The organism is Pseudolysinimonas sp. 10J20-29 (genome assembly GCF_055809595.1).
In genome coordinates this window covers 2,625,288-2,646,172 of sequence record NZ_CM147917.1, presented here as the reverse complement: position 1 = coordinate 2,646,172, position 20,885 = coordinate 2,625,288, and the positions used below count along the sequence as shown (strand labels likewise).

Below are 20,885 nucleotides of genomic sequence, written 5' to 3'. Positions count from 1 at the left end.
GAATCTCCCCGAGTTCTCGACCGCCGCGTACGCTGATGCGCATGTCGACCCCACTGCTCGCGAGCGAACGCCGCGCCCGACTGCGCGAACTGCTGGCGCAGGATGGCGCGATCCGCCTCGAGTCCGCGGCCGAGCTGCTGCGCGTCTCGGCGATGACCGTGCGGCGCGACCTGGCCGATCTGGAGGCCGAGGGCGTGGTGCGGCGCGTGCGCGGAGGCGCGGTCGCTCCGCTGCTGCCGGAGCCGTTCGGCGCCCGCGCGACCGCCCGGGCCGGCGCGAAGGCGATCATCGCGAAGAAGGCGATCGACCTGGTGCCGCTGGACGGCGCGGCCGCCTTCGACGCCTCCACGACCAGCAACGCGCTCATCTCGCTCGTCGAGGCGCGCGACCTGCTCATCGCCACGAACTCGCTGGAGAACGCCGCGACCGCCCGTCGCCGCCCCGGCGTGCACTCGGTGCTGATCGGCGGTGAGCTCGAGGAGCGCACCGGCAGCTTCGTCGGCCCGGTCGCCGTTCTCGCCGCCACGAGCATGAGCTACTCGGCTTTCTTCACCTCGGCGAGCGGCGTCGATGCCGAGTTCGGCCCGAACGAGGTGTCGCTCACCGAGGCGCAGCTGAAGTCGGCTTTCAGTGCGAACGCCGAGCGCACGATCGTGCTGGCCGACGCCGCGAAGCTGGGCCGCCGCGCCCTCGCGCGCTCGCTCGCCTGGGAGGCCGTCGATCTGCTGGTCACCGACCTCGATCCGGCCGATCCGCTCCTGGACCCGTTCCGCGACCTGGTCGAACTCGCCTAGGACGCTTGTCCCGCCCGCCGCGTCATGTTACGTTCTGAGAGACTTAACAGAAACAGACAAGGACGTTCGACGTGAGCACTCCGCAAGACCTCATCGCCCGCAGCAACAAGCTCGGCAGCGACCCGAAGAACACCAACTACGCCGGCGGCAACACCTCCGCCAAGGGCACCGAGACCGACCCGGTCACCGGCGAGCCCGTCGAGCTGATGTGGGTCAAGGGCTCCGGCGGCGACCTCGGCACGCTCACCGAGTCCGGCCTCGCCGTGCTGCGCCTCGACCGGATGCGCGCCCTCGTCGATGTCTACCCGGGTCTCGACCGCGAAGACGAGATGGTCGCCGCGTTCGACTACTGCCTGCACGGCAAGGGCGGCGCCGCGCCGTCGATCGATACCGCGATGCACGGCCTCGTCGACGCCGCGCACGTCGACCACCTGCACCCCGACTCGGGCATCGCGATCGCGACCGCCAAGGACGGCGAGAAGCTCACCAAGAAGATCTTCGGCGACAAGGTCGTCTGGGTTCCGTGGCGCCGCCCCGGCTTCCAGCTCGGCCTCGACATCGCCAAGATCAAGGCCGAGAACCCGAACGCGATCGGATGCATCCTCGGCGGCCACGGCATCACCGCCTGGGGCGCGACGAGCGCCGCGTGCCAGAAGAACAGCCTCTGGATCATCAAGACCGCCGAGGAGTACCTCGCCGCGAAGGGCAAGAAGAGCCCCTTCGGCCGCGAGGTCAAGAAGAACCTCGCCCTGGCTCCCGCCGAGCGCCGCGCCAAGGCCGCCGCCCTGGCGCCGACGATCCGCGGAATCGCCAGCCACGACAAGCCGATGGTCGGCCACTTCACCGACGACCCGCGCGTGCTCGAGTTCCTCGCCAGCGCCAACGCGCCCAAGCTCGCCGCCCTCGGCACGAGCTGCCCCGACCACTTCCTGCGCACCAAGGTCAAGCCGATGCTGCTCGACCTGCCGGCCGACGCCCCGGTCGAGAAGGCCATCGAGCGCCTCAAGGAGCTGCACGAGGCGTACCGCAAGGACTACACCGCCTACTACGAGAAGCACGCCGACGCGGACTCCCCCGCGATGCGCGGCGCCGACCCGGCGATCGTGCTGGTGCCCGGCGTCGGCATGTTCAGCTTCGGCGCCAACAAGCAGACCGCGCGCGTGGCCGGCGAGTTCTACCTCAACGCGATCAACGTCATGCGCGGGGCGGAGTCGATCTCGACCTACACCCCGATCAGCGACCGCGAGAAGTTCCGCATCGAGTACTGGGCCCTCGAGGAGGCCAAGCTGCAGCGGATGCCGAAGCCGAAGACCCACGCGACGCGCGTCGCCCTGGTCACCGGTGCCGCCTCCGGCATCGGCAAGGCGATCGCGACCCGGCTCGCCGCCGACGGCGCGTGCGTCGTCATCGCCGACCTCGACCTGAAGAAGGCGCAGGAGGCCGCCGCCGAGCTCGGCTCGACCGACGTCGCGATCGGCGTCGAGGTGAACGTCACGGATGCCGACGCGATCGACCGTATGGTGCAGGACGCCGTCCTCGCCTTCGGCGGCGTCGACCTGGTCGTCAACAACGCGGGCGTCTCGCTCTCGAAGCCGCTGCTGGAGACCACCGAGAAGGACTGGGACTTCCAGCACGACATCATGGCCAAGGGCTCGTTCCTCGTCTCGAAGGCCACCGCGAAGGTGCTCATCGAGCAGGGCATGGGCGGCGACGTCATCTACATCGCCTCCAAGAACTCGGTGTTCGCCGGCCCGAACAACATCGCCTACTCGGCGACGAAGGCCGACCAGGCGCACCAGGTGCGTCTGCTCGCGGTCGAGCTCGGCGAGCACGGCGTCAAGGTCAACGGCATCAACCCGGACGGCGTCGTGCGCGGCTCGGGCATCTTCGCCAGCGGCTGGGGCGCGAACCGCGCCAAGACCTACGGCATCGACGAGAACGACCTGGGCAAGTTCTACGCGCAGCGCACCATCCTCAAGCGCGAGGTGCTGCCCGAGACGGTCGCCAACGCGGTCGCCGTGCTCACCGGCCCGGACCTCTCGCACACGACCGGTCTCCACGTCCCCGTGGACGCGGGCGTCGCGGCGGCGTTCCTCCGATGAGCGGGGGCGCGGTCGCCGCGGTCGACCTCGGTGCCACCAGCGGCCGCGTGATCCTCGGCTACGTCGGGCACAACGAGCTGCGGCTCACCGACGTCGCGCGCTTCCCGAACCGCCCGGTTCGCACGATCGACGGCCTGCACTGGAGCGTCCTGGAGCTCTACCGCGACGTCGTCGAGGGCCTCGCCGCCGCGGTGCGCCAGGAGCCGCAGGTGGCGAGCATCGGCATCGACTCGTGGGCGGTCGACTACGGCCTGCTGCGCGACGGTCGCCTGCTCGGCGCGCCGTACGCGTACCGCGATGAGCGCAATCTCGCCGCGGTGGACGTCGTGCACGGCATCGTGTCGCCCGAGGAGCTGTACCGGCTGAACGGCCTGCAGCACCTGTCGTTCAACACGCTGTTCCAGCTCACCGCCGACCGCACCGGCGGCATGCTCGAGCTGGCCGATTCGCACCTGCTGCTGCCCGACCTGCTCGGCTACTGGCTCACCGGGCGCAGCGTCGCCGAGCGCACCAACGCCTCGACGACGGGACTTCTCGGCGTCGAGACGGGCGAGTGGGACTTCGCGCTGGCCGAGCGCCTCAGCCTGCCGCAGCGACTGTTCCGCCCGCTCGTGGATGCGGGCACCGAGGTGGGCGCGCTGGCGCCGAGCGCCGTGCGCGGCATCGGCGACACGCGCGCCGTGGTGACCACGGTCGGCTCGCACGACACGGCGAGCGCCGTCGTCGCCGTGCCGTTGACGGATCCGGATGTCGCGTACATCTCGTGCGGCACCTGGTCGCTGGTGGGCGTCGAGCTCGAGCGCCCGGTGCTGACGGAGGAGAGCCGGCTCGCCGGCTTCACCAACGAGGGCGGCGTCGACGGACGCGTGCGCTACCTGCACAACGTGATGGGCCTGTGGCTGCTCAGCGAGAGCATCCGCGACTGGGAGCGCACCGGCGAGACGATCTCGCTGCCGGCGCTGCTGGCGCAGGCCGCATCCGCTCGCGCCGATGTGCCGGTCTTCGACGCCGACGACGAGGCCTTCCTCGCTCCCGGCGACATGCCGGCGCGGATCGCCGCGTGGTTCACCGAGCGCGGGATCGAGCCGCCGGCGAGCCGCCCGGAGCTGGTGCGCAGCATCCTGCAGTCGCTGGCCGACGCCTACGCGCGCGCCATCGAGAACGCCTCGCGGCTGAGCGGCAAGCCGGTCAACGCAATCCACCTCGTGGGCGGCGGCTCGCTCAACGAGCTGCTGTGCCAGCTGACCGCCGATGCGGCCGGGCTCCCGGTGCTCGCCGGTCCGGTCGAGGCGACCGCGATCGGCAACGTGCTCGTGCAGGCTCGCGCGCAGGGCTTCGTCAGCGGCGACCTCGAGTCGCTGCGGGCGATCGCGATGCGCGCGTTCCCGCCGAAGCGCTTCGACCCGCGCGCATCCTGAGGGGCGTTCTCGCACATCGCACAGAACGGCGTCGCAATTGCGCGTATTCGGGACTTATCGCTCAAATTGCGTCATCGACGGCTATCTTTGATGCGTGATTCTGCGCGATAGCTACCACCCGACCGCACCCGCGCGTCGCGGACTGAACGTCATGGTGTTCGACTCGGCCGAGGCCGGGGCCGAGTACGCGGCCGACCTCGTCCTCGAGGCGCTGGCCGCGGCGCCGGGCGCGGGCCTGGGCCTGGCGACCGGCTCCTCCCCGCAGCGGCTCTACGGGGCGCTCGCCCGTCGTCGCGCCGCGGGGGCGGACTTCTCGTCCCTCTCGGGCTTCGCGCTCGACGAGTATCTGGGGCTGCCCGCCGAGCACCCCGAGAGCTACCGCTCCGTGATCGAGCGCGACGTGATCGCTCCCCTCGGCATGGACCCCGACCGCGTTCACGTGCCCCCGGCCACCGACGACCCGGCCGCCCTGGCCGCGTTCGACGCGCGCATCGCCGCGAGCGGCGGCATCGCCGTGCAGATCCTCGGCATCGGCGGCAACGGCCACATCGGCTTCAACGAGCCGGGCACCCCGTTCTCGACCCGCACCCACGTCACCGCGCTCTCTGACTCGACGCGTCGAGCGAACGCCCGCTTCTTCGACAGCCTCGCCGACGTGCCGACGCACAGCGTGACGCAGGGCATCGGCACGATCCTGGAGTCCCGAAGCATCCTGCTGCTGGCGACCGGCGCCGAGAAGGCGGAGGCGGTCGCGACCGCGATCGAGTCGGGGATCACCATCGACTGCCCCGCCACCGCCCTCCAGCTGCACGAGAACGTGACCTTCGTGCTGGACTCCGCCGCGGCAGGCCAGTTGAGCTGATCTCGCCTGACAGGATCGACGCATGGAAATCTGCGCCTTCGTCGAACCCCAACAGGGAGCCAGCTACACCGAACTTCGGGACTTCGCCGTCACCGCGGAGCGGCTCGGCTTCCACGGCTTCTTCCGCTCCGACCACTACCTGAAGATGGGCGAGGCGACCGACGGAGCGCCAGGCCCGACGGATGCCTGGACCAGCCTCGCCGCCATCGCGGTCGAGACGAGCACGGTGCGTCTCGGCACCCTCGTCAGCTCGGTCACCTACCGCACCCCGGGCATCCTCGCGGTGCAGGTCGCCAACGTCGACGACATCTCGGGCGGCCGCGTCGAGCTGGGGCTCGGCACCGGGTGGTTCGAGGCCGAGCACCGCGCCTACGGCATCCCGTTCCCGGAGAAGCGCTTCGGGATGCTCGAGGAGCAGCTCGAGATCGTGCGCGGCCTGTGGTCGATCGCCGGCGACGAGACCTTCGACTTCTCCGGCGAGCACTACCGGCTCGAGGGCGCACCCGCGCGTCAGCGTCCGGTGCAGGACTCGGTGCCGATCATCGTCGGCGGCGGCGGCCCGACCCGCACCCCGCGCATTGCGGCGCGCTACGCCTCCGAATTCAACAGCTTCAGCGGGCCGACCGGGGCGGGCGACCGCTTCGACGTGGTGCGCGCGGCGTGCGAGACGGAGGGCCGCGACCCAGAGTCGCTGCGCTACTCGGCCGTCGCGCAGGTGTGGTGCGGACGCTCGGCGGAGGAGCGCGCAACCCGCGCCGACCGGGTCGGCGGCAACCTCGAGAACCCCAACAACGCGGTCGGGTCGCCGCAGCAGATCGTCGACATCCTCGCGGCGTATGCGGAGCGCGGCGCCGCGCGCGTCTATCTGCAGTTCTTCGACCTGCGCGATCTGGAGCACCTGGAGCTGGTCGGCACCGAGGTACTCCCGCACGTGGCCTGAAGCCCGCCGTCCGCGTCTTGCGGATTGTCTAACAATCCAATACGTTGTTAGACAATCCGCACGCGCGGGCGAACGGCAAAGGGGGCGACATGAACGTCGAGCCTTCTGCCGTGCTCCCCGACTCCGTCTACGGAGAACTGCGCGAGCGCATCCTGAGCGGCGTCGAGCGCCCCGGCTCGTCGATTACCGAGTCCGCCGTCGCGCTGCGCCACGGCGTCGCCCGGCCCACCGCCAAGCTCGCGATCGAACGGCTCGTCACCGAGGGACTCCTGCGCCGCGAAGCGCATCGCGCCGCGCGCGTGCCGACGCTCGAACGGGCCGACATCGAGGATCTCTTCGACACCCGCGCCGTGGTCGAGGCCGCCGCCGTCGAAGCGCTGACGCACCGCGGATCCGTGCCGCCGGAGGTCGTCGCCGCCCACCGCATCCTGCTGGCGCGCGCCGAGCACGGCGAGCCCTTCGCCGAAGCCGACATCGCCTTCCACCGCGCGATCGGCAGCGGGCAGCCGAGCCCGCGCCTCGCCCACCTGCACGCGCTGCTCATGGGCGAGATCGAGCTCTGCATCGCCCAGGTTCAGAGCGCGGGCCTGCTCACCGCGGGCGAGATCGCCACCCAGCACCAGGGAATCCTCGACGCGATCCTCGCCGGCGATGCCGACGGGGCCGCCGCGCTCACCCGCTCCCACATCCACGGATCGCGCGACCGCCTGGTCGCGCACCACGCCGCTCAGCCCCGTGAGCCAGAAAGGCACCTCTGATGGTGAAACGCCAGTTCCCGAACCCGGTCGAGCTCTTCGAGCTGATGAAGTTCAAGAAGCCCGACTTCAACGGCAAGCGCCGCCGACTGCAGTCGGCGCTCACCATCCACGACCTGCGCACCATCGCGAAGCGTCGCACGCCCACCGCGGCCTTCGACTACACCGACGGCTCCGCCGAGGGCGAGCTGTCGCTGGCGCGCGCCCGCCAGGCCTTCGATGACATCGAGTTCCACCCCTCGATCCTGCGCGACGTCTCGAACGTCGACACCTCGACCACCATCTTCGGCGGCCCCTCGGCGATGCCGTTCGGCATCGCCCCGACTGGCTTCACCCGGCTCATGCAGACCGAGGGCGAGATCGCCGGAGCCGGAGCGGCGGGCGCCGCGGGCATCCCGTTCACGCTCTCCACGCTCGGCACCACCTCGATCGAAGACGTGAAGGCCGCGAACCCGAACGGGCGCAACTGGTTCCAGCTGTACGTGATGCGCCAGCGCGAGATCTCCTACGGCCTCGTCGAGCGCGCCGCCGCCGCGGGCTTCGACACCCTGATGTTCACCGTCGACACCCCCGTCGCCGGCGCACGACTGCGTGACAAGCGCAACGGCTTCTCCATCCCGCCGCAGCTCTCGCTCGGCACGATCGCCAACGCGATCCCCCGCCCCTGGTGGTGGTGGGACTTCATCACCACCCCGAAGCTCGAGTTCGCCTCGCTCTCCTCCACCGGCGGCACCGTCGGCGAGCTGCTCGACTCGGCGATGGATCCGTTCGATCAACTTCGACGACCTGAAGATCATCCGCGAGATGTGGCCCGGCAAGCTCGTGATCAAGGGCGTGCAGAACGTCGAGGACTCGAAGAAGCTCGCCGACCTCGGCGTCGACGGGATCATCCTGTCGAACCACGGCGGGCGCCAGCTCGACCGCGCCCCGATCCCGTTCCACCTGCTCCCGGAGGTCGTGCGCGAGGTCGGCAACGACACCGAGATCGCCGTCGACACCGGCATCATGGACGGGGCCCACATCGTCGCCTCGATCGCCATGGGTGCGAAGTTCACGCTCATCGGACGCGCCTACCTCTACGGCCTCATGGCCGGCGGTCGCGCGGGCGTCGACCGCACGATCCAGATCCTCTCCGACCAGGTCGTGCGCACCATGAAGCTGCTCGAGGTGCAGAGCCTCGACGAGCTCACCCCGAAGCACGTCACCCAGCTGCAGCGCCTCGTTCCGCGCTCCTAAAACGTCCCCGCGGCGGCCGTGTGGTGGCAGCCGCCGCGGGGCACTTCACCCTTCCGGGTCGGCGTAGACCGCGCGCGCGAGCGCGTCGAGCACCGCCGCGGAGCGCGGCCCGAAGCTCAGCACGTCGCCGTCGGCCATGTCGACGAAGCGGCGGTTCTGACCCGCGTGGGTGAGCGCGATCGCGGGCTTCGCCGCCAGGAGCGCGTCGACACCGCCGACTGACTCGAGCCCTTCGGTCATGACCAGGATCACATCGGGGTCCGCCGCGATGAGCGCCTCGTCGGTCATCGGCCGCTCGCCGCTCCAGCCGAGCTCGGCGGCCACATCGATGCCGCCGAGGCCCGCGATGAGCTCGTCCGCACCGGAGCCCTCGCCGAACAGGTAGTAGATGCCGGAGCTGCCGCGCAGGTAGAGGAAGATCACGCGCGGGCGCAGCGCCGCATCCGCCGGCAGGATCGCGGCGATCTCGGCGACGGTCGCCGCCACCTCGGCCTCGAGCGCGGCGGCGAGCACCTCCCCCGCCGCGGGCGCGCCGAGCGCCGCCCCGACGTCGCGAGCGAGCTGCGCGGCGCCGTCGAACGTCGGCTCGTTGTCGAGGAACACGACCGTCACGCCAACCTGTCGCAGCTGCTCGAGAACGTCGCGCGGGCCGATCGTGCCGTCGGTCAGCACGAGAGTGGGGCGCAGCGCGATGACCGCTTCGGCGTTGATCGTGTGCCCGCTGCTGGTCACCAGCGGAAGGTCGGCGGTGCCCTCGAAGGTGGTCGAGGTGTCGCGCCCCACGAGCCGGTCGCCGAGGCCCAGGCCCCAGACGGTGGCGGCGATCGAGCCCGCCAGGTCGAGGGCGAGCACGCGCGAGGTGTCGGTGACCTCGACCGAGATCTCCCCGTCGCTGTCGTAGGAGGTGACCGTCACGGGAAGCGACACCGCGGGATCGACCGCGATCGGCTCGATCGCCTCGTTCGGCAGCACGGCGGTCGTCGGGCCCTCGACGTCGCTGGGGTCGGGGTAGAGGGTCAGCTCGGAGAGCGGGCGATCGTCGGCCACGACGGGTGTGGGGGCGATGCCCGATCCGGTCGTCGTGCACCCGGTCAGCAGCAGCGTCGCCGCGAGCATCGTGGCAAGCGCCGCGGCGGCCGGCCGCGAGGCCTGGCGGCGGGTCATGCCTGCGCGCCCCGACGCCGCACGAGCCCGACGACCAGGACGGCGAGCGCGGCGGCCGCGGTCGCACCCCCGGCGATGAGTCCGACGCGCGTCGGCAGCTCCCGGGCCTCCGCGGCGGCGACCAGCGCCTCGGCGCAGGTCTCGTCGATGCTGGCGGTGATCGCCATCGCATCGAACTCGGCGCCCGCCGGGTAGTCAGGGAACGCCTCCGCTCCGTCCTCGGTCAGGATCGGCGTCGCGATGAGCAGCGTCCACTGCCCGTCGTCGACGCTCGACTCCGCCGCGCCGGTCAGGAAGTCGACGCTGGGTGCGGTGATCTGCTCGCCGTCGCGCGTGGCCCCCGCGACATCGATCACGACGTGGGCGCTGCCGTCCGTCTCGACGCGCACGATCGGGTCGGAGAAGGTGGTGTCGAGGATGCCGCCGTGACCGGTGAAGCGGATCCCGCCGCTGAAGTGGAGGTCGGCTGTGTCGGCCTCGGGGTCCAGGAATCCGGCTCCCGGCGCCCAGGTGAAATCGGGGGTCGCGTAGCTGACGGCCCCCTCGGTCGTCCACTCCCCGTTGGCGATCGCGCCGTCGATGTAGGCGCGGAACGACTCCTTGAAGCCCCAGGTGAGGCTCGCGTCGACGATCTCGCACTCCGCGTCGACCGCCGTCGTGGCCGCGCTGGTCGGGGCCGCCGCGCCGAACGCGAGAAGCGCGCCGACGGTCAGACCTGCGGCGGCGATGCGGGAGCGGAGCATGACGACCTTTCCGTGCGGCAGACGGCACACCCCACCAGCTTAGGCAAACCTAAGCTGACGCGCCGACGCGCGGCGGCCGAGTCAGCGAACGAGCCAGCCGCCGTCGACCGGCAGCACGACACCGTGCACGTAGGAGCCCGCGGGCGAGGCGAGGAAGACCGCCGCGCCGGCGAGGTCATCCGGGGTGCCCCAGCGCCCTGCCGGGATGCGCTCGATGAACGCCTGACGGCGCTCCGGGTCGGCGTGCGACCCCGACGTCAGGTCGGTCTCGATGTAGCCGGGGGCGATCGCGTTGACGTTGACGCCGCGGCCGGCCCACTCGTTCGCGAGCGCGTGCACGACGCCGGCGACGCCGGACTTGGTGGCGGCGTAGCTGACGACGCTGCGCCCGCCCTGGAACGTCATCATCGAGGCCAGGAAGATGATCCGCCCGCGACCGCGCGCCAGCATGCGAGCGCCGAGCTCACGCGCGAGGGTGAACGGCGCGGTGAGATTGACCGCGACGACGTGCTCCCACTGCTGATCGGTGTGCTCCTCGGCGGGGGCCCGCTCGGCGATCCCGGCGTTGTTGATCAGGATGTCGACCGGCCGCCCGAGCTCGTCGAGTCGCGCGACGAGATCGTGCACGCCCTCGAGCGTCGCCAGATCGGCCGACAGCGAGTGGTACTCGCGGCCCAGCGCGCGGATCGCCTCGGCCACCTCCGCGTCGCCGCCGGTGCGTGAGACCCCGACCACGTCGGCGCCCGCGCGAGCCAGCCCGAGCGCGATGCCCGCGCCGATGCCGCGGCTCGCGCCCGTGACGACGGCCAGCGAGCCGGTGAGATCGAAGGTCGAGGTCATGCCGCCAGGCTAGACGACACCCAGATACCGGTTCTGGATCTCCGGGTCGTTGGCGATCTCGCCGACGGGCAGGTCGGCGGCGATCCGGCCGTTGACCATCACGAGGATGCGGTCGCACAGCTCCGTGGCGAAGCGCAGGTTCTGCTCGATCAGGAGCACCGCCTGGCCCTCGCTCACAACCCCGCGCAGCACCTCGGCGAGGTGGTCGACGACGGCGGGGGCGAGCCCCTCGGAGGGCTCATCCATCACCAGCAGGCGCGGATTCGACAGCAGCGCGCGACCGATGGCGAGCATCTGCTGCTCGCCGCCGGAGAGCTCGGCGCCGCCGTTCTTGCGGCGCTCCGCGAGTCGCGGGAACAGGTCGTAGATGGCGGGCACGTTCCAGCGCGCGCTCTTCTTGGCGCCCACCATGGTCAGGTGCTCGTGCACGGTCAGCGACGGGAAGATCCGGCGGCCCTGGGGCACGTGCGCGATGCCGGCCCGGTTGATCTGGTACGGCTGACGCCCCACCAGCTCGCGGCCCTCGAACTCGATCGATCCGCTGCTCACCGGCACGAATCCGGCGATCGCCTTCACGAGCGTCGTCTTGCCCATGCCGTTGCGCCCGACCATGCCGAGCGGTTCGGTGCCCATGCGGAACGACACGTCCTGGAGGACGTGGACGCGGCCGTAGTAGACGTTGAGGTCGGTGACTTCGAAGCCGGCGGCCTGGTCAGGCTGCGTGGTCAATGGATCCTCCCAGGTAGATCTCGCGGACCCGCTCGCTGGCGCGGATCTCGTCGGGCGTGCCCTCGAGGATCTTCTCCCCGTCGTGCATGACGATCACGCGGCTCGCGACGGCGAGCGCGATGTCCATGTCGTGCTCGATCAGGAGCAGGCTGATCTCCTGCGGCAGCTCCCGCAGGAGGGTGATGAGCGCGGCCCGCTCGCCGGGCGAGAACCCCGCGGCTGGCTCGTCGAGCATCAGAAGCTTGGGTTCCAGCGCGAGCGCCATGGCGAGTTCGAGCTGGCGCTGCTCGCCGTGCGACAGGTCGGCCACCAGATTGGGGCCGCGGCCGGCGAGGCCGACGCGCTCCAGCAGACGAGCGACCCGACTCCAGCGGGCCTCGTCGCGCCGGGCGTGGCGGAAGAGTCCGCCGCGGAATTCGTTGCCCCCGAGGGCGATGTAGACGTTCTCGGCGGCCGTGAGCTGCTCGAACAGCCGCGAGGTTTGGAAGGTGCGCGCGAGTCCGCGCCGCGCCCGCTGTGCGGCGGAGGTGTGCGAGACGTTCTCGCCGAAGAGCTCGATCGTCCCGGATGAGATCGGGAACGTGCCGGCGATGCAGTTGAAGAGCGTCGACTTGCCGGCGCCGTTGGTGCCGATCACGCTGATGCGCTCGCCCGCGTCGAGCGTCAGGCTCACGTGGCGCATGGCCTTGAGTCCGCCGAAGTGCTTCGACACGTCGTCGACGCGGAGGGCGAGATCCGTCATCGCGGGTTCCTCTCGGTTCAGGGTGGAAAGGGTGTCCCCGGTCGGCCGCCTGTGCTCGGCCGACCGGGAACGGATCTGGCTAGAAGATGCTGCAGTCGTCGAAGCGGTCGTAGACCGTCGTGCCCTGCGACACTCCGCTGGTGGTCGCGATCGTCTCGAGAACGAGCGAGCCGTCCTCAGCCTCGACCACGGCGTTCATGTAGTTGTCGACGATCGCCTGACGGTTCGAGTCCATCGTCATCGGACCGGTCGGGCTCTCCCAGCTGGTCGACGCCAGCGCCGCGCGGTAGGCCTCGTGGCCGTCCGAGAGGTCGCCGTCCGCTGCCTCAAGTCCGAGCAGCAGCGGCTCGAACGAGTTGTAGTACAGCAGCGAGAAGATCGACGGGCTCGGGAAGGCGTTCGGCTGCGTCACGTACGCGGCAACGAACTCGTCCCACACCGGGTTCGAGAACGTGGCGCCGGGAACCGGGCCACCCGAGATCATGCCGACAGCCGCCGAGGCGATGTTGGCGTCACCCGAGAGGGCCGTCGTGTCGACCGCGATCGTGCCGCCGACGAGCGGCTTGTTGACGCCGTTGGTCACGGCCTGCGAGAGGAAGCTCGCCGCGTCCGCGCCGCCGAGGCCCACGTACACCGCGTCGGTGTCCGCCGGGATCTGCGCGATGATCGTCGCGTAGTCGGTGGTGCCGACCGGCACCCAGGAGGCGCCGTTGATCTCGCCGCCGGCTCCGCAGAACTCGCTGAAGAAGCCGCCCGCGTTGTCGTACGGGAAGGAGTAGTCCTCGGCGAGGAGGTAGATCTTCTCGTAGCCGAGTTCGTCGTAGGCGTAGTCGCCGACGCCGCCCATCCACATGGCCGAGTCGCCGTGGAAGCGGAAGAAGTTCTCGGCACCCTCGAGCGTCATGCCGACCGGGCTGGCCGAGCCGTTGACGAAGGTGACCTCGGGCACGGTCAGCGCGTACTGCACGACCGTCTCGCCCTCGTCACCGGAGACCGGGCCGAAGACGATGTCGACGCCGTCGTTCTCGACGAGCTTCTTCACCTGCGTCTGCGCCGAGGCGGTCGTGCCGTCGGTTCCGGCGTAGATGATCTCGACCTGCTGGCCGGCGATCTCGCCGCCGTTGATCGTGCCGCCGCGTGCCTCCATGGCGACGCCGATGGCGGCCTTCGCCTCGTCCATGCCGAAGGCGAGGTTGCCTTCACTGGTGGCGAGGACGCCGATCTTGATCACACCGTCGTCGTCGCCTCCGGTTGCCGAGCAGCCCGTGGCGAGCAGGAGCACGGATGCCCCGATGGCCACCGAGGCGGCCAGGCCCTTTTTCTTCAGCTTCATTGCTGTTTTCCTTCCGTGATTGCACTCTCCGTCGGCTGGGCAGCCGGCGGGTCTTGCTGCGATTCGTCGTCCTGGCGCGCGCCGCGCCGCCGGTCGATGAACCGCTTAACCTGCTGCCCGATCCCGGCCAGACCGGCCGGAGCGAAGAGCAGGACGAGGATGAACACGAGCCCGGTGAGGGTCATGTATCGGTCGGTCAGGTTCTGGGCGAAGTTCGAGAGCAGGGTGAGCACCAGGGCACCGGCGAACACGCCGCCCAGCGAGCCGACGCCGCCGATCACCGCGACGACGAGCACGTCGAGCGTCGAGCCGAGGCTCACCACGTCCGGGTCGACCTGCGAGCGGTCGAGCACGAGCAGGATGCCGCCGGCCGAGGCGATGAAGGCGGCGAACGTGGTCGCGGCGATGCGATACCGGTTGACGTTGTAGCCGAGCGCCTTCATCCGCTCCGGGCTGTCGCGCACGCCCTGCAGCGTGAGACCGAAGGTCGAGCTCGCGGCGTAGCGGCACAGCGCGTAGCAGAGCACGCCGAGCACGAGCGCGAAGTAGTAGAACGTCGTGATGTCGTTGAGGTTCACGATGCCGAGGTCGGGCTTGAGCACGGGGGCGAGGCCGCGCCGGGCGTTCGTCACCTCGATCGCCTGCGAGGCCCACGAGTAGAACACCTGCCCGATCGCGAGGGTGATCATCAGGAAGTAGATCGCCTTGGTGCGGGCGGCGATCAGGGCGATCAGGAATCCGGCGAGGGTTCCCGCGGCGAGGCCGCCGACGGCCGCCATCAGGAACGGCAGCTCGAAGGTCACCATCATCACGCCGACCGCGTAGGCGGAGACGCCCGCGATCGTGACCTGCGCGAGCGAGAGCAGCCCGACGTAGCGGTTCAGGAAGACCAGGCTCATCGCGATGATGCCGAGCCAGATCGAGCGCACGCCGATGTTGGGCAGCCAGAAGCGGGGGCGGTCGACGAGGTAGGGGAACAGCAGGGCGAGCAGCAGCACGGTTCCGCCGAGCGCCCACGGCAGCCAGCGCGCGATCCCGGTGCGGCGCGGCGCGAACAGTTCGACGTTGCTCATGACGCCCTCCCCATGATTCCCTGCGGGCGGATCGCGAGCACGACCACCATGAGCGCGAACGTCAGCACCAGCGAGTACGTCGGCGCGTAGACGAGCGAGAACTGCGACACCAGCCCCACCAGGGCGGCGCCGATCGCGGCGCCCGTGATGGAGCCCATCCCGCCGACGATCACGACGACGAGGGAGTACAGGAGGTACACCCCGTCCTGCCCGGGCAGCAGCGGGAACAGCGTGCCGCCGACGACGCCGGCAAGTCCGGCGAGCGCCGAGCCGAGCAGGAAGATGACGCCGAAGACGACCCGGACGTTGACGCCGGTGGCGGCCGTCATCTGGCTGTCGTCGACGCCGGCGCGGACCACCGAGCCGAACCGCGTGCGGGTGATGAAGAGCGTGAGTCCGACGCCGACGACCAGGGCGATCACGAGCACGAGCAGCCGCAGCGCCGGGTAGGCGCCGATGAGCGGCAGGTCGACCGAGGAGGTCTGCACCTCGGTCGGCACGGGCACCTGCGTGGCGGTGCCGCCGAAGAAGGCGAGCATCAGGTCGGTTCCGATGAGCGAGACGCCGAGCGTGATGAGCGCGACGCGCATGTCGTCGTCCTGGAAGCGACGGATCAGCACCTGGTGGATGACGAGGCCGAGGATTCCGACGAGCAGCGCGCCGCCGAGAGCCCCCAGGAACCAGTTGCCGGTCTCGCGGGCGATGACGTAGCCCAGATACCCGCCGAGCAGGTAGCTGGTGCCGTGCGCCATGGTGATGACGCGCATGAGGCCGAAGATCAGGGTGAGTCCGCTCGCAACCAGGAAGTACACGGCGGCAAGCGTCAGCCCATTCAGCGCGATGAGAAGAAACTGATCCATGTCACCTTCACGACTCTGTGAACTGCCATTCGGAACGGGATGCGGAAATGTATCCCTGCTTGTATACAAGTAGTTGTACGATAGGGGCATGTTCCACCGCTGTCAATCAGCGAGGGAATCCCCCACCGAATTCGCAACGGAGCGAAGGGACCTCCATGACCACGGACAAGACACTGCGGGTGGCCGTCATCGGCTACGCGTTCATGGGCAAGGCGCACTCGCAGGCGTGGCGCAACGTCGCCGCCTACTTCGATGTGCCCGCCGTCGAGCAGGCGGTGCTCGTCGGGCGGAACGCCACCGAGGTGGCTGCGGCCGCCGCCCGCTTCGGCTGGGCCGAGTCGGCGACCGACTGGCGGGAGGTGATCGCCCGTGACGACATCGACATCATCGACGTCTGCGCCCCCGGCAACATGCATGCCGAGATCGCGATCGCGGCGCTCGAAGCTGGCAAGCACGTGATCGTCGAGAAGCCGATCGCCAACTCGGTCGAGGAGGCCGAGCGGATGCTCGCCGCCGCCGAGGCCGCGACCGCCCGCGGCCAGCACGCGATCGTCAACTTCAACTACCGCCGCGTCCCCGCCATCGAGGTCGCCCGGCAGCTGGTCGCCGAGGGCAGGATCGGCCCGATCCGCCACGTGCGCGCCGCCTACCTGCAGGACTGGCTCAACGACCCGTCGAGCCCGATGAGCTGGCGGCTGCGGCGCGAGACCGCCGGCAGCGGCGCGCTCGGCGACCTCGGCTCGCACATCGCCGACCTGATCCAGCACGTCACCGGCGAGACGCTCGACGAGGTCTCGGGCGGACTGCGCACCTTCGTCGCCGAGCGTCCCGGAGGCGAGGGCGGCGACGGCGGCATCAAGGGCTCCGGCGGCGGCGCCCTTGAGCAGGTCACCGTCGACGACGCCGCCTGGGGCACCGCGCAGCTGTCGGGAGGCGGCGTCGCGCAGCTTGAGGTGACGCGGCTCGCGCTCGGCAAGAAGAACGGGCTGACCCTCGAGATCTACGGCGAGCACGGCAGCCTCAGCTTCGACCTGGAGAACCTCAACGAGCTGTGGTTCTTCGACGGCGCCGACAGCGCCGGCCGGCAGGGCTTCCGCCGCATCCTCGTCACCGAGGCCGACCACCCGTGGGTGGGCGCCTGGTGGCCCGACGGCCACATCATCGGCTGGGAGCACACCTTTGTGCACCAGTTCGCCGAGTTCCTGAACAGCATCCGCGACGACACCCCGTCGAGCCCCTCCTTCGCCGAGGGCCTGCGCGTGCAGCGCGTGCTCGCCGCCATCGAAGCGAGCTCCGCCGAGGGTTCGCGACGCGTCCGCGTCGCCGACTAGCGGCGGCGCTGCCCACACGTTCCACCCAACCCAAGGAGAAGCAATGACGCATCCTGTCACCCTGTTCACCGGCCAGTGGGGGGATCTCCCCCTCGAAGAGGTCGCCAAGCTCGCCAGCGGCTGGGGCTACGACGGCCTCGAGCTCGCCTGCTGGGGCGACCACCTCGACGTCTGGCGCGCCTCCGAGGACGACGCCTACGTGCAGTCGCGGCTCGACATCCTCGACAAGTACAACCTGAAGCTGTTCGCCATCTCGAACCACCTCAAGGGCCAGGCCGTCTGCGACGACCCGATCGACTTCCGCCACGAGGCGATCGTCGGCGCGAAGGTCTGGGGCGACGGCGACGCCGAGGGCGTGCGCCAGCGCGCCGCCGAGGAGATGAAGCGCACCGCCATCGCCGCGCGCAAGCTCGGCGTCGACACCGTCATCGGCTTCACCGGCTCGAAGATCTGGCAGTACGTGGCCATGTTCCCGCCGGTCGGCCAGGACGTGATCGACGCCGGCTACCAGGACTTCGCGGATCGCTGGAACCCGATCCTCGACGTCTACGACTCCGAGGGCGTGCGGTTCGCGCACGAGGTGCACCCGTCCGAGATCGCCTACGACTACTGGACGACGGTGCGCACGCTCGAGGCGATCGACCACCGCGAGGCCTTCGGGCTCAACTGGGACCCGTCGCACATGGTGTGGCAGGGACTGGACCCGGTCGCGTTCATCCTCGACTTCGCCGACCGCATCTACCACGTGGACTGCAAGGACACGCGGATGCGCATGGGCAACGGCCGCAACGGGATCCTCGGCTCGCACCGTGCCTGGGCCGACCCGCGCCGCGGCTGGGACTTCGTCTCGACGGGCCGCGGCGACGTGCCGTGGGAGGACGCGATCCGCGCCCTCAACTCGATCGGCTACGACGGCCCCATCTCGGTCGAGTGGGAGGACGCCGGCATGGACCGCCTCCAGGGCGCGCCCGCCGGTCTCGAGTACGTGCGCTCGCTGCTCTGGAACGTGCCGACCGGCTCCTTCGACGACGCCTTCGCCGCCAAGGACTAGAGCGCACCGCACGACGAAGCGGGCCGAACCTGGATCACAGGTTCGGCCCGCTTTCGTTGTCGGGTCAGTCGCCGAGCAGCGCGCCCGCGGCCTCGAGCATCTCGATCATGCGCCCGCGCATGTGGCCGATGTGCTCCTTCACCGCCGGCTCGATCGCGTCATAGTCCTTCGCGATGATCGCATTCGCGAGCACCAGGTGCTCCTGCGAGCACGCCTCGAGGCGCGACTGCAGCGAGGCGGCGCGCATCCAGAAGCGCTGGATGCGACGCCGCGTCTCCTTGACCGTGTCGGCGACGAGCTGGTTGTCGGCGATCGTGTTGACGGTGCGGTGGAACGCCAGGTCGGCGGCCGACCAGGAGGCTCGATCGTCCGCCGCCGCGGCGCGCTGCATCTCCGCCACACTCGCGGTGAGCTGCTCGACGTCCGCCTCAGTGAGCTTGCTCGAGGCCTTGCGGCACACATAGGTGTCGAGCGCCTCGAGCAGGTCGCACGCGTCGTTGACCTCCTGAATGGTCAGCTGCGAGACCGCGAAGCGCGCGCTGTCGGTGCGCTTGACCAGCCCCTCCTTCTCGAGGCGCTGGAGCGCTTCGCGCACGGGAGTGCGGCTGATGCCGAGCTGGGTCGCGATCCGGTTCTCCGAGAGCGGTGCTCCGGAGCGGATGCGAAACCCAGTGATCTCGGCCAAGAGCCACTCGTACGCGGTGTCGACGCGCGAGCCAACTTCATCAGCGGTCATGGTGCTTCCATTCGATCGAGCCAACTATAGGACTCACATGGTGCGGTCGATGAATTCCCGCGTGTGCACGTCCACCGGCACCTTCTCGAGCTCGAGGATTCCGCGCGCGACATGTTCGCTGTAGCGGCGGAACGCCTCCTCGCCCTTCTCGGCCGTGGCGCGCATCGGGTTGCCGATGATGCCGTTCTCGACGAACTCGTGGTGGTCCATCGGGAAGGTGAAGTACTGGTAGCCCTCGAACTCGGTGTCGGGCATGCCGTCGTTCTTCTTGAAGGCGTCCGGCAGGAAGGCCGGCGTGTGGGCCCGGGTGTCGACCGCGCGCTCCATGCGCACCAGGTCCGGGTTCCACGCCATGTCCTGCGAGGTCTCGAGCTCGCTCGAGTGCCAGCCCGGGGTCTCCTCCGGCGGGTTCTCCATGAGGCCTTCGAGCACGCCCGTGTAGCGCTCCATGAAGGGCTTCACGAACGAGATCAGGGCCCCGGTCTCGTAGCGGAGCTTGCGCAGCACCGGGTCGACGACCTTGGTGTTGGAGCCGTGGCCGTTGATGAAGATGATCCGGTTGAAGCCGTGGTGGATGAGGCTGCGCGCCACGTCGTTCATCAGGTTGAGCAGCGTCGACGCGCGCAGCGTGACGGTGCCGCGACCCTGGCCGACGCCGTACATGTGCTGCGGCGAGTAGCCCGCCCACAGCGGCGGCGTGTGCAGCACGCCGATGTGCTCGGAGATGCGCTCCGAGATCTCGATCGCCGTGATCGTGTCGGTGTAGAGCGGCAGGTGCGGACCGTGCTGCTCGGTGCTCGCCATGGGAACGAGGATCGTGTCCTTCGTCTTGAGGTACTCCTCGATGTCGACGTAGGAGAGGTAGGCGTGGTTCCAGGAGCGGAACTTCTCGCGGAACTCGTCGTCGCCGGTGGTGAGGCGCGCGATCTTGCGCTCGGGGCGGGTCATGGCTTACTCCTTTGTGGTGATGAGGGTGAGGAACCGCTCGGCGACGAGGCGGCCGAGGTCGGGGTCGTTGATGTGGTGGTCGGTCGTCTCGACCGTGATGCCGCCGCGCAGGTTCGCGCGCAGTTCGGCGAGGAACAGCTGATCGCCCTCCGGATCCCAGAACGGGCCGTCCGGGGTCGCCGGGATCGAGAGGCCGCGCAGCGGCATCACGATGTGCACCGGCGCGGTCGACTCGTTGACCCGCTCGGCGAAGATCCTCCCCATGAGCTTCTTCTCCTCGTGCGTGGCGCGCACGAGCGTGTACTCGGGGTTGTGGTCGTAGACCGGCCGATCCGCCATGCTCTCGGGGATCGAGCCGGCCGCCCACACCGAGAAGTCGATGCAGCCGGGCACCAGCACCTGCGGGATCCCGAGCCGGCCGACCACGCGCAGCCGGTCGGGGCCGCCGTTGTGGATGCCCCCGACGAGCGGGTCGTTGATCTCGTTCGTGGTGTAGTCGATCACGCCCATGAACTGGCCTTCGGCCGCGAGCTCCTCCATCGCCGGACCGCCGACCCCGTTGGAGTGGAAGACGACGGTCTCGATGCCGTGCTCCGCCAGTTCGTCCTTGAGCGCGCCGACCGCCTTGGTGGTGTTGCCGAGCATCGTGGCGGCGACGTACCGGCGGCCCTCCTCCGGCGGGGTGAGGGCGTGACCGTGCGCGAGCATCCCGGCCATGGCGGCGGCCACATTGTCGAGCACCGTCGTCATCACCGGGTTCAGCCCGAGGATGTCGACGACCGAGTGCACCACCATCACGTCCTTCAGCCCCACGTAGGGCCCGAACTCGTGATGACCGGACGCCGTGGGCGCGATCACGATCTTGGGGATGCCGACCGGCAGCTCCTGGATCGCCGCCGCGCCCATCACCGAGCCGACCCCGCCGATGCTGATGCCGCCGACCAGTTCGCCCGCGTCGAAGCGCTCGCGCACGAGGTCCTGCACGAGGCCGCGCATGATCTCCACCGCGCGGCCTCGTGTGCCGGAGGCCTGAAGCTGGGCGAGGGTGATGCCGCCCCGCCCAGCTAGCTCGGCATGGCTCACGTCGGGGACGATGCCCACCGGTTCGCCAAGGATTCCTGAGTCAACGACGAGCGACTCGACCCCGAGGGCGAGCAGACGATCGCGCAGGTACGCGACCTCCGGCCCTTTCGTGTCGAGCGTCGCGACGATGACTACCTTGCCCATG

19 protein-coding genes and 1 pseudogene are annotated in these 20,885 nt (G+C 70.0%); 9 read left to right on the top strand and 11 right to left on the bottom strand.

Annotated features, from left to right (window positions below):
• Nucleotides 1–41: 41 nt before the first annotated feature.
• From AC0L6Y_RS12815 to AC0L6Y_RS12785, 7 genes and pseudogenes are all read left to right on the top strand, one after another.
• Nucleotides 42–794, top strand: coding sequence for a DeoR/GlpR family DNA-binding transcription regulator (locus AC0L6Y_RS12815; protein ID WP_473553301.1), 753 nt, complete (start codon nucleotides 42–44; stop codon nucleotides 792–794).
• 71 nt (nucleotides 795–865) lie between these two features.
• Entirely contained in the window at nucleotides 866–2,896 is a 2,031-nt protein-coding gene (locus AC0L6Y_RS12810; RefSeq protein WP_473553296.1) for a bifunctional aldolase/short-chain dehydrogenase, read from the top strand.
• Complete coding sequence (locus AC0L6Y_RS12805; protein WP_473553292.1) at nucleotides 2,893–4,314, top strand: rhamnulokinase; 1,422 nt, start codon at nucleotides 2,893–2,895, stop codon at nucleotides 4,312–4,314. The genes AC0L6Y_RS12810 and AC0L6Y_RS12805 overlap by 4 nt, the downstream gene beginning before the upstream one ends.
• A 94-nt stretch (nucleotides 4,315–4,408) precedes the next feature.
• The gene (locus AC0L6Y_RS12800) at nucleotides 4,409–5,176 is read left to right on the top strand and encodes a glucosamine-6-phosphate deaminase (protein WP_473553288.1); all 768 of its coding nucleotides are present in this window, start codon (nucleotides 4,409–4,411) and stop codon (nucleotides 5,174–5,176) included.
• A 22-nt stretch (nucleotides 5,177–5,198) separates the two neighbouring features.
• The gene (locus tag AC0L6Y_RS12795; RefSeq protein ID WP_473553283.1) at nucleotides 5,199–6,116 is read left to right on the top strand and encodes an LLM class F420-dependent oxidoreductase; all 918 of its coding nucleotides are present in this window, start codon (nucleotides 5,199–5,201) and stop codon (nucleotides 6,114–6,116) included.
• 89 nt (nucleotides 6,117–6,205) lie between these two features.
• Nucleotides 6,206–6,874, top strand: a complete 669-nt coding sequence (locus AC0L6Y_RS12790) for a GntR family transcriptional regulator (protein ID WP_473553279.1) — start codon at nucleotides 6,206–6,208, stop codon at nucleotides 6,872–6,874.
• Nucleotides 6,874–8,107, top strand: a pseudogene (locus AC0L6Y_RS12785) (alpha-hydroxy acid oxidase). The gene AC0L6Y_RS12790 and the pseudogene AC0L6Y_RS12785 overlap by 1 nt, the downstream one beginning before the upstream one ends.
• A 45-nt stretch (nucleotides 8,108–8,152) precedes the next feature.
• Here the strand turns inward: AC0L6Y_RS12785 and AC0L6Y_RS12780 are convergent.
• The 8 genes from AC0L6Y_RS12780 to AC0L6Y_RS12745 all read right to left on the bottom strand — a co-directional run bounded on the left by AC0L6Y_RS12780 (nucleotide 8,153) and on the right by AC0L6Y_RS12745 (nucleotide 15,591).
• Nucleotides 8,153–9,271: a heme/hemin ABC transporter substrate-binding protein gene (locus AC0L6Y_RS12780; RefSeq protein ID WP_473553276.1), complete on the bottom strand. Its 1,119-nt coding sequence runs from the start codon at nucleotides 9,269–9,271 to the stop codon at nucleotides 8,153–8,155.
• Nucleotides 9,268–10,014 (bottom strand): HtaA domain-containing protein, encoded by a 747-nt coding sequence (locus tag AC0L6Y_RS12775; protein WP_473553273.1) that lies wholly within the window; start codon nucleotides 10,012–10,014, stop codon nucleotides 9,268–9,270. The genes AC0L6Y_RS12780 and AC0L6Y_RS12775 overlap by 4 nt, the downstream gene beginning before the upstream one ends.
• Nucleotides 10,015–10,095: 81 nt before the next feature.
• Nucleotides 10,096–10,854, bottom strand: a complete 759-nt coding sequence (locus tag AC0L6Y_RS12770; protein ID WP_473553268.1) for an SDR family oxidoreductase — start codon at nucleotides 10,852–10,854, stop codon at nucleotides 10,096–10,098.
• A 9-nt stretch (nucleotides 10,855–10,863) separates the two neighbouring features.
• Nucleotides 10,864–11,583 carry an ABC transporter ATP-binding protein gene (locus tag AC0L6Y_RS12765; protein WP_473553266.1) on the bottom strand — a complete coding sequence of 240 codons (720 nt, stop codon included), beginning with the start codon at nucleotides 11,581–11,583 and terminating at the stop codon, nucleotides 10,864–10,866.
• A complete protein-coding gene (locus AC0L6Y_RS12760; RefSeq protein WP_473553262.1) occupies nucleotides 11,567–12,325 on the bottom strand; it encodes an ABC transporter ATP-binding protein in 759 nt (252 codons plus the stop codon). The genes AC0L6Y_RS12765 and AC0L6Y_RS12760 overlap by 17 nt, the downstream gene beginning before the upstream one ends.
• 79 nt (nucleotides 12,326–12,404) lie before the next feature.
• Complete coding sequence (locus tag AC0L6Y_RS12755; RefSeq protein ID WP_473553258.1) at nucleotides 12,405–13,658, bottom strand: ABC transporter substrate-binding protein; 1,254 nt, start codon at nucleotides 13,656–13,658, stop codon at nucleotides 12,405–12,407.
• Nucleotides 13,655–14,731: a branched-chain amino acid ABC transporter permease gene (locus AC0L6Y_RS12750; protein WP_473553255.1), complete on the bottom strand. Its 1,077-nt coding sequence runs from the start codon at nucleotides 14,729–14,731 to the stop codon at nucleotides 13,655–13,657. The genes AC0L6Y_RS12755 and AC0L6Y_RS12750 overlap by 4 nt, the downstream gene beginning before the upstream one ends.
• Nucleotides 14,728–15,591 (bottom strand): branched-chain amino acid ABC transporter permease, encoded by an 864-nt coding sequence (locus AC0L6Y_RS12745; RefSeq protein ID WP_473553252.1) that lies wholly within the window; start codon nucleotides 15,589–15,591, stop codon nucleotides 14,728–14,730. The genes AC0L6Y_RS12750 and AC0L6Y_RS12745 overlap by 4 nt, the downstream gene beginning before the upstream one ends.
• 155 nt (nucleotides 15,592–15,746) lie before the next feature.
• On the opposite strand from AC0L6Y_RS12745, the gene AC0L6Y_RS12740 reads away from it, so the two are divergent.
• On the top strand, nucleotides 15,747–16,922 hold the full coding sequence (locus tag AC0L6Y_RS12740) for a Gfo/Idh/MocA family protein (protein WP_473553249.1): 1,176 nt from the start codon (nucleotides 15,747–15,749) through the stop codon (nucleotides 16,920–16,922).
• A 43-nt stretch (nucleotides 16,923–16,965) separates the two neighbouring features.
• Entirely contained in the window at nucleotides 16,966–17,973 is a 1,008-nt protein-coding gene (locus tag AC0L6Y_RS12735; RefSeq protein ID WP_473553246.1) for a sugar phosphate isomerase/epimerase family protein, read from the top strand.
• Nucleotides 17,974–18,037: 64 nt separating this feature from the next.
• On the opposite strand, the gene AC0L6Y_RS12730 is transcribed toward AC0L6Y_RS12735, so the two are convergent.
• From AC0L6Y_RS12730 to AC0L6Y_RS12720, 3 genes are read right to left on the bottom strand one after another with little or no spacing between them, the layout of a single operon-like run.
• Complete coding sequence (locus tag AC0L6Y_RS12730) at nucleotides 18,038–18,709, bottom strand: GntR family transcriptional regulator (protein WP_473553244.1); 672 nt, start codon at nucleotides 18,707–18,709, stop codon at nucleotides 18,038–18,040.
• A gap of 33 nt (nucleotides 18,710–18,742) precedes the next feature.
• The gene (locus AC0L6Y_RS12725; RefSeq protein ID WP_473553241.1) at nucleotides 18,743–19,657 is read right to left on the bottom strand and encodes a creatininase family protein; all 915 of its coding nucleotides are present in this window, start codon (nucleotides 19,655–19,657) and stop codon (nucleotides 18,743–18,745) included.
• Nucleotides 19,658–19,660: 3 nt separating this feature from the next.
• A complete protein-coding gene (locus AC0L6Y_RS12720; protein WP_473553238.1) occupies nucleotides 19,661–20,884 on the bottom strand; it encodes a Tm-1-like ATP-binding domain-containing protein in 1,224 nt (407 codons plus the stop codon).
• Nucleotide 20,885: the final 1 nt, after the last annotated feature.

Bases quoted from the DNA above. Each gene is read 5' to 3' on its own strand.
- AC0L6Y_RS12745 (WP_473553252.1), bottom strand. From the start codon at position 15,591: ATGGATCAGTTTCTTCTCATCGCGCTGAATGGGCTGACGCTTGCCGCC.
- AC0L6Y_RS12740 (WP_473553249.1), top strand. From the start codon at position 15,747: ATGACCACGGACAAGACACTGCGGGTGGCCGTCATCGGCTACGCGTTC.
- AC0L6Y_RS12760 (WP_473553262.1), bottom strand. From the start codon at position 12,325: ATGACGGATCTCGCCCTCCGCGTCGACGACGTGTCGAAGCACTTCGGC.
- AC0L6Y_RS12755 (WP_473553258.1), bottom strand. From the start codon at position 13,658: ATGAAGCTGAAGAAAAAGGGCCTGGCCGCCTCGGTGGCCATCGGGGCA.
- AC0L6Y_RS12720 (WP_473553238.1), bottom strand. From the start codon at position 20,884: ATGGGCAAGGTAGTCATCGTCGCGACGCTCGACACGAAAGGGCCGGAG.
- AC0L6Y_RS12805 (WP_473553292.1), top strand. From the start codon at position 2,893: ATGAGCGGGGGCGCGGTCGCCGCGGTCGACCTCGGTGCCACCAGCGGC.
- AC0L6Y_RS12780 (WP_473553276.1), bottom strand. From the start codon at position 9,271: ATGACCCGCCGCCAGGCCTCGCGGCCGGCCGCCGCGGCGCTTGCCACG.
- AC0L6Y_RS12815 (WP_473553301.1), top strand. From the start codon at position 42: ATGTCGACCCCACTGCTCGCGAGCGAACGCCGCGCCCGACTGCGCGAA.
- AC0L6Y_RS12730 (WP_473553244.1), bottom strand. From the start codon at position 18,709: ATGACCGCTGATGAAGTTGGCTCGCGCGTCGACACCGCGTACGAGTGG.
- AC0L6Y_RS12770 (WP_473553268.1), bottom strand. From the start codon at position 10,854: ATGACCTCGACCTTCGATCTCACCGGCTCGCTGGCCGTCGTCACGGGC.
- AC0L6Y_RS12725 (WP_473553241.1), bottom strand. From the start codon at position 19,657: ATGACCCGCCCCGAGCGCAAGATCGCGCGCCTCACCACCGGCGACGAC.
- AC0L6Y_RS12750 (WP_473553255.1), bottom strand. From the start codon at position 14,731: ATGAGCAACGTCGAACTGTTCGCGCCGCGCCGCACCGGGATCGCGCGC.
- AC0L6Y_RS12735 (WP_473553246.1), top strand. From the start codon at position 16,966: ATGACGCATCCTGTCACCCTGTTCACCGGCCAGTGGGGGGATCTCCCC.
- AC0L6Y_RS12790 (WP_473553279.1), top strand. From the start codon at position 6,206: ATGAACGTCGAGCCTTCTGCCGTGCTCCCCGACTCCGTCTACGGAGAA.
- AC0L6Y_RS12795 (WP_473553283.1), top strand. From the start codon at position 5,199: ATGGAAATCTGCGCCTTCGTCGAACCCCAACAGGGAGCCAGCTACACC.
- AC0L6Y_RS12775 (WP_473553273.1), bottom strand. From the start codon at position 10,014: ATGCTCCGCTCCCGCATCGCCGCCGCAGGTCTGACCGTCGGCGCGCTT.